The sequence below is a fragment of the Pararhodobacter oceanensis genome, assembly GCF_003076755.1.
Lineage (GTDB): Bacteria > Pseudomonadota > Alphaproteobacteria > Rhodobacterales > Rhodobacteraceae > Pararhodobacter > Pararhodobacter oceanensis.
Genome location: NZ_QDKM01000003.1, coordinates 473,435 through 486,157, shown reverse-complemented (window position 1 = coordinate 486,157; position 12,723 = coordinate 473,435). Strand labels below are relative to the sequence as shown.

At 62.8% G+C, this 12,723-nt stretch carries 11 protein-coding genes and 1 pseudogene; 5 read left to right on the top strand and 7 right to left on the bottom strand.

All coding sequences use genetic code 11. From position 1 onward, the window contains the following. Nucleotides 1-2 precede the first annotated feature (2 nt). Nucleotides 3-1,151, bottom strand: coding sequence for a KpsE/RkpR family capsule polysaccharide export protein (locus tag DDE20_RS09785; protein ID WP_133240337.1), 1,149 nt, complete (start codon nt 1,149-1,151; stop codon nt 3-5). A 363-nt stretch (nt 1,152-1,514) separates the two neighbouring features. Here DDE20_RS09785 and DDE20_RS19235 point away from each other — a divergent pair, with 363 nt between their 5' ends. Further along, a complete protein-coding gene (locus tag DDE20_RS19235) occupies nt 1,515-2,342 on the top strand; it encodes an ABC transporter permease (RefSeq protein WP_133240336.1) in 828 nt (275 codons plus the stop codon). A 286-nt stretch (nt 2,343-2,628) separates the two neighbouring features. On the opposite strand, the pseudogene DDE20_RS19230 reads toward DDE20_RS19235, so the two are convergent. After that, a pseudogene (locus DDE20_RS19230) lies at nt 2,629-3,318 on the bottom strand (glycosyltransferase); the annotation flags it as partial. Between the two features lie 224 nt (nt 3,319-3,542). On the opposite strand from DDE20_RS19230, the gene DDE20_RS09770 reads away from it, so the two are divergent. Continuing rightward, nucleotides 3,543-6,215 carry a calcium-binding protein gene (locus tag DDE20_RS09770; protein WP_116558286.1) on the top strand — a complete coding sequence of 891 codons (2,673 nt, stop codon included), beginning with the start codon at nt 3,543-3,545 and terminating at the stop codon, nt 6,213-6,215. Nucleotides 6,216-6,261: 46 nt separating this feature from the next. Here DDE20_RS09770 and DDE20_RS09765 read toward each other — a convergent pair whose 3' ends face one another. The 3 genes from DDE20_RS09765 to DDE20_RS09755 form a co-directional block, all read right to left on the bottom strand. Next, on the bottom strand, nt 6,262-7,074 hold the full coding sequence (locus DDE20_RS09765; RefSeq protein ID WP_116558285.1) for a 3-deoxy-manno-octulosonate cytidylyltransferase: 813 nt from the start codon (nt 7,072-7,074) through the stop codon (nt 6,262-6,264). After that, nucleotides 7,067-7,903, bottom strand: coding sequence for a 3-deoxy-8-phosphooctulonate synthase (gene kdsA / locus DDE20_RS09760; RefSeq protein ID WP_116558284.1), 837 nt, complete (start codon nt 7,901-7,903; stop codon nt 7,067-7,069). Before kdsA ends, DDE20_RS09765 begins: the two co-directional genes overlap by 8 nt. 85 nt (nt 7,904-7,988) lie before the next feature. After that, complete coding sequence (locus tag DDE20_RS09755) at nt 7,989-8,639, bottom strand: carbonic anhydrase (protein WP_116558283.1); 651 nt, start codon at nt 8,637-8,639, stop codon at nt 7,989-7,991. A gap of 157 nt (nt 8,640-8,796) precedes the next feature. On the opposite strand from DDE20_RS09755, the gene DDE20_RS09750 reads away from it, so the two are divergent. The 3 genes from DDE20_RS09750 (at nt 8,797) to DDE20_RS09740 (ending at nt 11,639) form a co-directional block, all read left to right on the top strand. Then, nucleotides 8,797-9,177, top strand: a complete 381-nt coding sequence (locus DDE20_RS09750) for a hypothetical protein (RefSeq protein WP_133240335.1) — start codon at nt 8,797-8,799, stop codon at nt 9,175-9,177. Between the two features lie 231 nt (nt 9,178-9,408). Then, nucleotides 9,409-10,824, top strand: a complete 1,416-nt coding sequence (locus tag DDE20_RS09745) for a leucyl aminopeptidase family protein (protein WP_116558281.1) — start codon at nt 9,409-9,411, stop codon at nt 10,822-10,824. Then, complete coding sequence (locus DDE20_RS09740) at nt 10,821-11,639, top strand: C40 family peptidase (RefSeq protein ID WP_116558280.1); 819 nt, start codon at nt 10,821-10,823, stop codon at nt 11,637-11,639. The genes DDE20_RS09745 and DDE20_RS09740 overlap by 4 nt, the downstream gene beginning before the upstream one ends. Nucleotides 11,640-11,750: 111 nt before the next feature. On the opposite strand, the gene DDE20_RS09735 is transcribed toward DDE20_RS09740, so the two are convergent. Both DDE20_RS09735 and DDE20_RS09730 read right to left on the bottom strand, forming a co-directional pair. Beyond that, nucleotides 11,751-12,278, bottom strand: coding sequence for a copper chaperone PCu(A)C (locus DDE20_RS09735; protein WP_116558279.1), 528 nt, complete (start codon nt 12,276-12,278; stop codon nt 11,751-11,753). Between the two features lie 43 nt (nt 12,279-12,321). Beyond that, nucleotides 12,322-12,672 carry a hypothetical protein gene (locus tag DDE20_RS09730; protein ID WP_116558278.1) on the bottom strand — a complete coding sequence of 117 codons (351 nt, stop codon included), beginning with the start codon at nt 12,670-12,672 and terminating at the stop codon, nt 12,322-12,324. Nucleotides 12,673-12,723 lie beyond the last annotated feature (51 nt).

Sequence of the window (12,723 nt, the reverse complement as noted above, 5' to 3'; positions counted from 1 at the left end):
CATCAGCCGCGATCGCGCAGGCTGTAGTAAACCAGCGTCAGCGAGGCCCAGATCAGCAGCATGAACAGCGCCGCCAATGCCATGAGCAGGAGGCGCTGCGGGTATTCGGCGCGTTCAGCCAAGGTTGGCTGGATATAGGTCGCCAGATAGAGGCTCTGGCGTTCGGCATTCGAGCGCGCCGCATCCAACGCGCTGAGCGCGGCGGTATAGGTGCGCTCGGCAAACTCCTGATTGACCATCAGGCTTTCGAATTGGGCGATCAGCCGCGGATAATCGGTATCCAGAACCGTTACATCCTGCGTTGCGAAATTCAGCCGCTCCGAGTGGATACGGTCCTCGATCACCTCGATCCGGCGCAGCGCCTGACGCACGCGCGGATCGGTGTCGGTGGTGTTTTGCAACAGTAGATCATGGTCAACGAGGCTCTGCGCCAATTGCTGTTGCAGGTTGTTGATCACCCCCATGCGGCCTTGGATATCCGCCGCCGGATCGACGATCTGGGTGCGCGCGCGAAACGCCGCCACCTCCTCGCGGGCGATGCGCAGACGCTCGACCGAGGCCTCGAGATCCAGCTGCGCATTGGTCATCGAGTCGTTGCGCGCCTGCCGGTTCAACTCGTTGATCATCGCTTCGCTTTCGCGCACCACGGCCTGCGCGACCTGCTGCGCGTATTCGGCGGTTCCGGCGCGCACCTGCACGCTCATCAATCCCGAGGCTTTGTCGTAAGACACCCGCACCACGCGGCCCCAGAACCAGAATAGGTCTTCGATGGTCGCGTCGGGCCAGATCGAGAACACCGGATCGCTGCGCCAGTTCTGCGCGTAATGGGCGCGCAGATCGAGTTGCTCTTGCACGCGTCTGACGATCTGCTGGCTCTGGATATAGGCATAGAGCACATCGCCATTCGTTGAGCTCGGCCCGCCGATGATCGACGACAGGCCACCGGCGATTTCGGTGGCTGACGAGGTCTCCTCGCTGCGCACGGTGAAGCCGGTGGTCGAGGCGAATTGGTCGTTGGCATAGGCATAAAGATAGACGCCCAGGGCGACCAGCGGCAGCAGCACCAGCGCGAAAAATCCGGTGAGCACGCCGTAGTGGCGAGGGCGCAGATGGGCCGGAGGGACCGCGGGACGTTGCAAGGGCTCGGGCAAAGGGCGCTGCACAGGTTGCGGGGGTTTGCCGCTACTTTCAAGGCGCCTCTCTCCGCGCGCTTCGCCGCGTGCGGGGGGCTTTTTAACCATGTTTGTGCTATCGCTTGGGTTGTTTTTCGATTTCGCCGCGCGGCGCGCCTGTCCCGGCTTCTCACCGCCTTGACCGACGGGTTTTGCCGCGGCATCCGACGGCATGACCGAGGCGACCTGTGCCGCCGCCCGCGCCTTGCGTTTCGCCTCTTGGCGTGACGTTTGCGCGTCACCTCGTGACAGGTCGTCCACGCTGATCTCCAAACCAATGTTTGCTCGATTCTATATTTTTCTACATAATCATATGCATAAATGCCAGAAAAGGATTCGTAAGTGAGCGAGTTGCCGATCCATAACCCACGCGTAGGGCGAGTGCACCGGCGCCATCGGTCCCGTCGCAGCCACCCGACATTGCGGGTGATCGGCGCGCTGATGCTGCGTGAAATGAGCACACGATTCGGCCGCACACCGGGTGGATATATTTGGGCAATACTACAACCTTTGGGTGCAATCATCATGTTGTCGGTGGCGTTCTCCTTGCTGATGCGCAGTCCGCAATTGGGCAGCAGCTTCATCATGTTCAAAGCCACTGGCCTGATGCTGTTTCAACTGTTCCGCGTCACCTCAAGCATGGTCGGGAAGTCGTTAACCTTCTCGCGCGCGTTGATGGCCTATCCCGGCGTGACATGGGTTGACGCGGTGCTCGCGCGGTTTTTGCTCAACGCGCTGGTGGTGGTGATTGCCACCATCCTGATCTTGGGCGGGGTGGTCCTGTTTGAGGATCTGAACCTGCTGTTGGATTGGCCAATGATCATCGGGGCGGTGGCGCTGACCGCGCTCTTAGGCTTTGGGTTTGGCGTGTTCAATGCCTTCATGTTCGAGCGATTCGATGTCTATGAGAACCTCTGGGCGATCCTCACCGCGCCCTTGCTGATTACCTCGGGGGTGATCTTTCTGTTCGATGATCTACCCGCCGCGGCGCAGGAAATCCTGTGGTATAATCCGCTGGTCCATCCGGTCGGGATGATCCGCGCGGGGTTCTATTCGGTCTATCAGCCGCAATATATCTCGGTGGTATATGCGCTGGTTGCGGCGCTGCTGCCCTTGGCCTTAGGGCTGCTGCTGTTGCGGCGCCATCACCGTGAGCTGCTGATCCGCTGAGCCCCGCGGCAATCGCCAGTATCCGCGCGTGCGGGGTGCTGCGGTGGCGCGAAATCCCGTCGCGCAGGGCCAGCGCCAGAAGCCGCAGGAACCGCCGGCGATGGCTGCCGTAATGGCGGGTGCGCCACAGCCATTTCGGCAGATACAGCAGCATCACCGGCCCGAAGAACACGCCCGCTGCGATACGGTAAAGCCGCAGCGAATTGCGGTAGTAATAATAGACCTTCCACAGCGGGCGGATGCGTGGATCTTCGGCAGAAAACGTCGAGCAATCATGTTCAAAACGCACCGAAGGATCAAAGCCGATACGGTGTCCGGCGCGGGTCAGCCCCATCGTATAGATCGCGTCGTCGCCATAGAGAAACAGCGCCGGATCAGGATATCCGCGCGCCCGCACCGTGCTGGCGCGGACGAAAAACCCGACGAATGACGCGCCATCGACGCAGCGCAGGCCTGCGCGGGCGAAGTCTTCGGGGCGCAGATGAAAGGCATTGCGCCCGCCACCCATGAGGGTGCGCAGTAGAATGCGCTTGTGCCAGAACGGGTTGAAGGTCGGCATATTCATGTCGCAGATCCTGCCGTCAGGATCGCGCACCGCCGCAGCGAAACCGTCAAAACCGCGCAAATCCAGCGCGTGAAATGCCGCAAAGGCCCCCGCGTCGGGGCGCGCGTCGTCATCCATCACCACGATCCAATCGGGCGCCAGTTCCGCCATCGCGGCGCGCATCCCCATCTCGAAGCCACCCGCGCCGCCCATATTTTGCGCCGAGTGCCGCAGAAGCAGGCGCGGATCCTCAAGCGTCGCCAGCCAAGGTGCCGTGCCATCCTCCGAGGCGTTATCGACCACCACGATGCCCGCCAAGTCGTCGTGCGGCTGCGCCAAGAGCGCGCGCAGGGTGATCTGGAGCTGCACCAGCCGGTTATGCGTCACCACCACCGCCGCCAGCCGGGGCTTGGGCGGGCCGCGGGACAGCATATCGAGAGAAGGGCTGGCTGTGGCCATGCAATATTCCACATCACTGTTTACGCGGCCCTGCTTGCGCAGACGCCAATACTCACCAGCCCACCAAATACAGCTTAAGGTTGTAATTTGAAAAATCAAATCAAATACAAGGAGAACGCCACAATTTCGCCACTTTCTCACGCCGGTCCACGCCGCTGTTGCGCGTCAGGGTGGTCGCGTGTGTAAAGGGGGCTGCCATGCGGCTGCGCGTAAACGGTGTCATTGAGACCGGTATTGCCGAATTGGATAACGGGATAACCGACCTTCAGGTCGCGGTCTTTGACGGTGCGGTGCATGTCTATTCCACCACCGGCCGCAATGGTGGTGTGGCGGGCTACACACTTGGCGCCAATGGCGATTTGCGGCTCGATACCACGGTGATCTTCCCGACCGAGATCACCGGCGTGGTCAGTGACCGGCTGGTGTTTGGCGGTGATGGATCAGGGCCGATCCTCTATCTGGGCAGCGATTCGAACGGGTTGATCGGCTATTCCCTTGGCGTGGGCGCATCCAGCAGCAGTCTGCGGATGGGTTGGGACATAGTGCAATCCTTGGCCTCGACCGGCAGCACGGCGGCAATCGATGCGCTGATCACACTTGCTGATCAATCCCCTGATCTGTTTCCCGCCGCGGTTGATCTGACGCAGATTGTCGATCTGGTCAGCATGCGCGTCGACGGGCAGGATTTCATGCTGACGCTTTGCACCGACAGCAACCGGATCACCGCCTATCAACTCGACACCGGCAACAACCAGATGGTCGAAGCGGGCGCCATCGGCGCGCTGGAAGGGCTGGGCATTGCCGCGCCCACGGCGATGGAATGCGCCACGATTAACGGTCAGACCTATGTGCTGGTCGCCGCCGCCGGCACCTCGTCGATCTCGGTGTTGCAACTCGGGCCGGACGGGGCGCTACTGCCGACCGATCACCTGCTCGACAATGGCACCACGCGCTTTGCGGGGGTGCAGGATCTGGCGGTGGCGCAATCGGGCGACCATGTGTTTGTGGTGGCGGGTGGCGCGGATAATGGCATCAGCTTGTTCATGTTGATGCCCGATGGCACACTGGTGCATCAGCAGACGATTGCCGATAGCGCCGCCACCTCGATGCACACCGTGACCGCCCTCAGCATAAGCATTGAGGGAGATCTCTTGCATGTCTTTGCCGGTTCGCAAAATGACGCGGGGATCAGCCAGTTCACCATGGACCTGAGTAATTTGGGCGGGCTGGAGATGGGCAGCGACGCCGCCGAAATCCTCAATGGCAGCAGCGGCGACGACATAGTATTTGCCGTGGGGCAGGGTGACCGGCTGCGCGCGGGCGCGGGCGACGATGTGCTGGTCGCGGGGGACGGGCAAACCCAGATGACCGGCGGCGCGGGCAGCGATACCTTTGTCTTTCGCGAAGGCAGCGGCACCAGCGATGTGCTGGATTTCGAGCGTGCTTTTGACCGGCTCGACCTGACGGCCCTGCCGATGCTGCGCGACATCTCGCAGTTGAGCATCACCACCACCGCCACCGGCGCCCGCATCGACTACCGCGGGCATACGATCTTTGTCACCTCTGCCGATGGCGAGCCTTTGTCTGCCGATGACCTGTTTCCAGATGGTCTGATCGGCGGTGATCACATCCCCTATATCCCCTCCGAGCAGCCACCTGCTGGGGTTGAAATGGACGGCTCGCTGGGCAGCGACGCGCTGGTTGGCACCGCCTATAGTGACGTGATCAACGGGTTGAAGGGCAAGGACACGATCTCGGGGGGCGCGGGTGATGATTATCTCTCTGGCGGTGGCAGCAAGGACCGGCTCGATGGCGGTGACGGGAATGACACGCTCATGGGCGGGAACGGTCGCGATTTTCTGGTCGGCGGCACTGGCAACGACTGGATTGATGGCGAAGGCGGGCGCGACCGGATCTATACCGGCCATGGTGACAAAAGGGTTTATGGCGGCGAGGGGCACGACTCGATCTATGCGGGCGACGGCAATGACCTGATCGACGGCGGCACTGGCAATGACAAGATCTATAGCGGCAGCGGCAATGACACGGTGTTTTCCGGCGGCGGCGCGGATTCGATCTATGCCGGTGAGGGCGATGATCTGGTCTCCGTCGAGGGCGGCGCCGGTGTCGTCTACCTTGGACCGGGGCGCGATTCGGTCACCGGCAGCGATTTCGGCGATCTGCTGGTCGGCATGCAGGATGATGACACTCTGGATGGCGGCGGCGGCAATGACACGCTGATCGGCGGCAAGGGCGAGGATCTGATCCTTGGCGGCGACGGCCATGACCTGCTCAATGGCAAGAATGATGACGACACAATCTATAGCGGCACCGGCAACGACCATATCATCGCCGGCACCGGGCAGGATCTGGCCTATGGCGGCACCGGCAATGACATCATCAACGGCGGGCGCGGCCATGATACGCTCTATGGCGAGGATGGCGGCGATGGCATCTGGGGCGGCAAAGGCCATGACGTGATCGATGGCGGCCACGGCAATGACTGGCTCAGCGGCGAATCCGGCAATGACACGATCTATGGCGGTTCGGGCAATGATACGATCCGCGGTGGCTCTGGGTTTGATGAAATCTGGGGCGGCGCCGGTGCCGATGTGTTTGAGTTCTACGGCGATCATGAGACCGGACTGATCATGGATTTCGACCCGTCCCAAGGCGATATCCTGCGGCTCGAAGATGCGATGTGGCTCTGGCAGGGCGAAATGTCCGCCGCCGAGGTGGTCTCGGTCTTTGGCTCTTTGGATGACGCGGGCAATGTGGTGCTTGATTTCACCGATGTCGGCGGTTCGGTGATCGTGCTCACCGGCTTTAACGACTTGCAGGGGCTGCACAATAACATCGAATTTATGTGACTGGTGCAGGTGCCAATATCAGGCCCGTCGGTTTCAGAGCGTAGGCCTAAGCCATCCCCATCCGTGCCAGATAGGCCTCGATCAGCGGCACGTCCGAGGGGTTGTTGAGCTCCCAAAACGCCGCTCCGGGGGCCGAGACTTCGACCGCCGCAATCTTATGCCCGTGCTCGAGAAACCGCAGTTGCTCCAGCCCCTCAATGCGTTCCAGCGCGCCCTGCGGCAGCTTGGCATAAAGCTGCAGGGCTTTCGGCGTATAGGCATAAAGCCCGACATGGTGGAACACCGGAATATCCGCCTCGGGACTGTGGGCGCCGGTGAAGGGGATCACCTCTTTCGAGAAATACATCGCATTGCCGAAATAGTCGCAGACCACGGTGGTGGCGCCGACCCGTCCGGCACGGCGGTCGGACTGGAAATTCTCCAACGCTTCACGGTCGCAGCGCAACACCGGCGTCGCCACCTGTCGGCTGGCGTCGGCGCGCATCGCCTCGATCAGCGCCGAGACGAAATGCGGCGGGGTCAGCAGCGCATCGCCCTGCAGATTGACGATGATCTCCTGCGTCAGCCCCTCGCGGGCCAAGGCCTGCGCGACCCGCTCGGTGCCATTGGCGCAATCGGGATCGGTCATGATCACATCCGCGCCGATGCGCTGCGCCTCCTCGGCGATCCGCGCGTCATCGGTGGCGATATAAATGCCGGTGACCCCCGGCGTGGCCTCGGCGGCGGCGCGGGCCGCCATGGTGCTGCGCTCCAACAGGCTGCGCGATTCGCCGGTCGCGCCGCGCAATTTCGCCAGCGGTTTCGCCGGATAGCGCGTCGAGGCATAGCGCGCCGGGATCACGATCACCGCCTCACGCATGCGCCGCGCCTTTGGCCAGCGCATCAAATGCGCGCAACTGCCCGATCAACCCCTGCATCTGGTCGAGCGGCATCATATTCGGCCCGTCCGATGGCGCAGTGTCGGGCGCCTCATGGGTCTCGATGAACAGCGCGTCGACGCCGACCGCACAGGCCGCCCGCGCCAGCACCGGCACAAACTCGCGCTGCCCGCCAGAGGTTGCACCCTGTCCGCCGGGTTGCTGCACCGAATGGGTCGCGTCAAACACCACCGGATAACCGGTCTCGCGCATCACCGGCAGCCCGCGAAAATCGCTGACCAGCGTGTTATACCCAAAAGACGTGCCACGCTCGCAGAGCAAAATGCGCTGATTGCCGGTGCTGGCAATTTTATCCGCGACATGCTGCATGTCCCAAGGCGCCAGAAACTGCCCTTTTTTTACATTGATCGCGCGGCCAGTCTCGCCCGCAGCCAGCAGTAGATCGGTCTGGCGGCACAGAAATGCGGGGATTTGCAACACATCCACCGCCTGCGCGACCTCGGCGCAATGTGACGGCTCATGCACGTCAGTCAGCACCGGCACGCCGAACTCGGCACGGATCGCGGCGAGGATCTCCAGCCCCTGCGCCATGCCCACCCCGCGCTGCGACGCCAGCGACGAGCGGTTCGCCTTGTCATAGCTGCTTTTGAATATCAGCTTGGTGCCGCTTGGCGCGCAGGCTTCCAGCAGGCCGCTGCAGATCATCCGCGCATGGGCAAGGCTTTGCAATTGGCAGGGTCCGGCGATCAGCGCAAAAGGCGCGCCACCACCGATCTGAAAATCTCCAACCGAAACACTGCGTTGCGACATCAACCCATCCAATCATACCGGGCGCAGCATAGGCGGCGACGGGCGGTGCAGCAAGGCGGGCCCTGCGACGCGCCAGACGCCGGGCCTAGACCGATTTGAACGTCTCGGTCTCGCTGTCGAACACATCAATGCTGCCCGCGCCGATGTCATGCCACAGACCGTGCAGCGTCAGCCGCTCGTTTTCCACCGCATCCGCGACAAAGGGAAAAGTCATCAGATTGTGCAGCGAAATCCGCACCGCCTCGCGCTCCATCGCTTGGATACGCTCTTCGGTATCGGTGATATCGGCGGTGCGATCAAAGCCGGGGCGCAGGATATCGAGCCAGCGACCGATGAAACTGGAGTTCTCGCTCAGGTCATCCGCCAGCCCTGCGCACATATCGTGACAGCCGCGAATCCCCCCGCAGTTCGAGTGTCCGACGACGATGATATGGGCCACATGCAGCGCGCTGACCGCGTATTCCACCGCCGCCGAGGTGCCGTGGTGATCACCGTTTGGTGAGAAGGGCGGCACCAGATTCGCGATGTTGCGATGGATAAAGAACTCGCCCTGATCGGCACCAAAGATCGCCGTCACATGCACGCGCGAGTCACAACAGGCGATCAGCATCGACCTTGGATGCTGGCCTTCATTGGCTAAGTGTCTGAACCAACTTTTGTTTTCTTCATATGCCGTGGCCCGCCACCCGCGATAACGGGTCACCAGATAGGCAGGTAATTTACGGGCAAACGTCATTATGAATTCCTCTTATTCCGGGCCGTTCATAGTGCTATTCTCAATTTGCAAGAAAATCGAGCATTAACCCGCCCCCGCAGCAACACTTTGTTAGCTTGGATCGAAGATCCTGATGACGGGAGCAAGGGAATCAGTGGTGTAAAAAGAGGTAGTGGGCGTGACACTCGTGTGTGAATTTCGTCCCAGCGAGCGAATCATAATCGATTCGGACCGGCTGGAAGAACTGTTCAGCGATCTGGGGGACCGATCGGCTGAAGCCAAGGTGATGGAGACCGTGGTGATCATCTCGGACCTGCTGGTCCAGGTGGATGCCAGCGTGCGCGCCGGTGACTTGGCGGCAATCGGGCCGAAAGCCAAAAAAGTGTCGCGGCTGAGCGCCGAGATCGGAATGACCTCGCTGGCGCGGGTGTCGCGGGATCTGGCAATCGCCACCGCGCGCGAAGATGCCATCGCCTATCGCGCGGTCTGGCAGCGTTTGGTGCGCATCGGCGACCGCTCGCTGTCGCTGGTCTGGGAGCAGCCGGGACTGTCGATCTAACCCGTTTTCGTTGATGTAAAGTTGGTCGGAACGCCGCCGCAGCCAGCGCAGGCGGCGTGACCTCTGTTGCGCTGCCTGCCCCTGAACGGGTGGCACGTGGCTGGATGATCTGTCGCGGGCTGACGCTTGCGGCACTGCGTCGGCGCAATCCGGCGCATCCCCCCTTTCATTTCGGGGCGGTTGCGCATTAGGCTCTGGCACCCATTGCAGAGAGTGTCGCAGAGAGCATCCATGTCCCCAAATCTTACCGCTTTTGCCAGCCCCGACACGGCGTCGGTTCCCTTGTATTGCATCGCCAGCGAGGACCTGTCCGAATGGCGCGACAGCCAGCCTGAGCGGGTGCGGCAATGGCTCGAGACATTGGGTTTTGCCGGTAAGATCGGCGAGGTTGCGGCAATCCCCGATGCGGCAGGGCATCTTTCACTGGCGGTTTGCGGCATGGGCAGCGCAGCGGCGCGTGAGCGGAGCCGCATGGTGTTGGGCGCCGCGCGTGCCCGCCTGCCGGTCGCCTGCTACCATCTCGCGGGCGGCATCCCCGAGGCGGATCTGGCCGAGAATATGCTCGGTTGGCTGCTTGCGGGCTACCGGTTCGAGCGGTTCAAACAGCAAGGTGCAGGGCAGATGGCGATGCTCAAACCGCCTGCCGCGATGGATGGGCGCCGGATCGAGGTGCTCGCCGCCGCCGAATGCCTGACCCGCGATCTGATCAACACCCCCGCCGCGCATATGGGCCCCGAGGAGCTGGAAACCACGGTTCTGGCGCTGGCCGATGAGTTCGACGCGCAGGTCTCGGTGACTTACGGCGAAGACCTGTTGCATGAGAATTTCCCGATGATCCACGCCGTGGGACGCGCTGCCGAACGCATCCCGCGCCTGCTCGATATGCGCTGGGGCGACGAGGGGCCGCGGCTGACGCTGGTCGGCAAGGGTGTGTGTTTCGACACCGGCGGGCTGAACATCAAACCCGGCGCGTCGATGGGGCTGATGAAGAAAGACATGGGCGGCGCAGCGACGGTGCTTGGGCTGGCGATGATGATCATGGCGCTGGGCTGGCGGGTGCGGCTCAGGGTGATCATTCCGGCGGTCGAAAACGCGATCTCGGGCGATGCGATGCGCCCCGGCGATGTGCTGACCGCGCGCAATGGGCTAACGGTCGAAGTGAATAACACCGATGCCGAGGGGCGCTTGGTGCTCGCCGATGCGCTGGCGCTGTCCGATGAGGAAACGCCCGATGTGTTGGTCTGTATGGCCACGCTGACCGGTGCGGCACGGGTGGCGCTGGGCCCCGACTTGATGCCCTTCTACACTGACGATACCCCGCTGGCCGAGGCCCTGACCGCAGCCTCCCGCAGCGAGGCCGATCCGCTCTGGCGGATGCCCTTCTACACGCCCTACGAGCCGATGATCGAACCGGCAATCGCCGATCTCGACAACGCGCCCGCAGGCGGCATGGCGGGCTCGATCACCGCCGCCTTGTTCCTGCGCCGCTTCGTGACCAACGCACCGCGGTTCGCCCATTTCGACATCTACGGCTGGCAACCCAAAGACCTCGCAGGCCGCCCGAAAGGCGGTGCGGGGCAGGGCGCGCGGGCCTTGCTGGGCGCCTTGCCGCAGGTCTTGGGTGACGAGATTCTGGGCGAGACATGACCGACCGTCGCTATCTGCGCGCCGCGAAGGGGGTGGCGCATGACAGTCTGCGCGGGCAGGTCGAGGCCGAGCACTTCGTCGCCGGAACATGGCACCGCGTCGCGGTGGCGCTGGCCGACCTGCGCGCCGCACCGGATGGCGCACGAGACCGGCAGTTGCTGCTGGGTGCGCGGTTTTGCGTGGTGACGGTGCAGGACGGCTGGGCCTTCGGGTTTGATGATCCCGAGGGCTACTGCGGTTGGCTGCAAGAGGCGGCGCTGGGGGCAGATCATCCGGTCAGCCATTTTGTCGCCACCCCCGCCACCCTTGCCTACCCCGCACCGGATATGAAAACCCCTGAGGTGATGGCGCTGAGCCTCGGCGCACAGCTACAGGTCATTGGCGAACAGGGGAAATTTCTGCAAACTCCGCAGGGCTTTGTGCCCGCGAGCCATCTACGGCCTTTGTCCGAGCCGCTGAGCGATCCGGTCGCCGCGGCGCGCGGGCTTTTGGGCACGCCCTATCTCTGGGGCGGGAATTCGCGCGGCGGGATTGATTGCTCGGGGTTGGTGCAGATCGCGCGGCGGGTCTGCGGGCTGCAATCCCCTGCGGATAGCGATTTTCAGCAGGCGATGCCGGGGCAGGAAATCGCGCATGAGGAACTGCGCGCGGGTGACCTGATCTTCTGGAAAGGGCATGTGGCGATGGTCTCGGGCGCGGGGACAATCCTGCACGCCAATGCCACGCATATGGCCGTGGTCGAACAGGATCTCGAGGCCGCTATCGCCCGCATTGCGCCCAGCGACGGGCCGGTTGTCAGGCGATTGCGCGCCTGACAGTGTGTTCATGCCTGCCGCGCTCTACAGGGGGGCGAGGGCGTGACATTGCAAGGCAACTGCACACACGCCCTCTGGTGGATTCAACGCAACAGGCCTTGGCACCACGGCTCAGTGGTCGTGCGACATCTCGCCGTGATCGCCGTGATCGCCGTGGGATTCACCGTGACCGTGATCATGCGCGTGATCATGGCCCTCGGCGGGCATGCGGTGCAGGTCGACCGGCACCTCAAAGCGATGCTCGGAGCCATCGGCGAAATCGAAGGTGACCTCAAGGATCGCATCCTGCTCGAAGGGCGCGTTCAGCCCCATGAACATCACATGATCCCCACCGCGCGCCAACTCATGCTCACCGCCCGCAGGCACGTGAAACCCGTCCTCGACCTCGCGCATGCGCATGACGCCGTTCTCGTCTTGGATATGGGTGTGCAACTCGGTGCGCTGCGCCACATCCGAGCGCGCGCCGGTGACATGGCAGTCATTCTCGCCAGTGTTGACCAGAACCATAAACGCCCCGCCGGTCGGCGATGAGGGCATCGAGGCGCGCGCATAGGCGTGATGGACTTCGAAACCGGCGCAGGCGAGGGCCGGGGTGGAGAGAAGTGCCGCCGCAGCGGTCAAAGTGAAAAAGCGGATCATTGGATTGTCCTGTTCTCGTGTAACTGTCTGAAGATGAAGAGGTTCAGGTCAGAACAGGCGGGCCGCGCGACAGTGAGTGAACCGAGGTTTGCGTGATCGGCGCGGTGACCACACGCGGCGCAAATCCCAGCGGCACCAAGGCACCCGAGACGCGCGCGATTTCGGGGGGGGTGCCGGTCAGCGCCACCATCGCTTGGGTGCATTCGGGGCAGGGCATCTGCGGGCCGGTGGGCTGGCCATTGGCATCTATCGCCACGCTGACCGCGCCCGCTGACGTGCAGAGGATCATTTCCCCCACCGCACGCGGCTGGTTGCGGGCCACTGCCATGGTCACCGAGCTGATGGCAAAGGCCAACAGCACAAGGGTGAAAGACAGGGTGCGCAACAGGGTCATGGGGAAAGCCTATTCAAACACGCAGCCGAGCGCCAGTGCGACCAATTATCC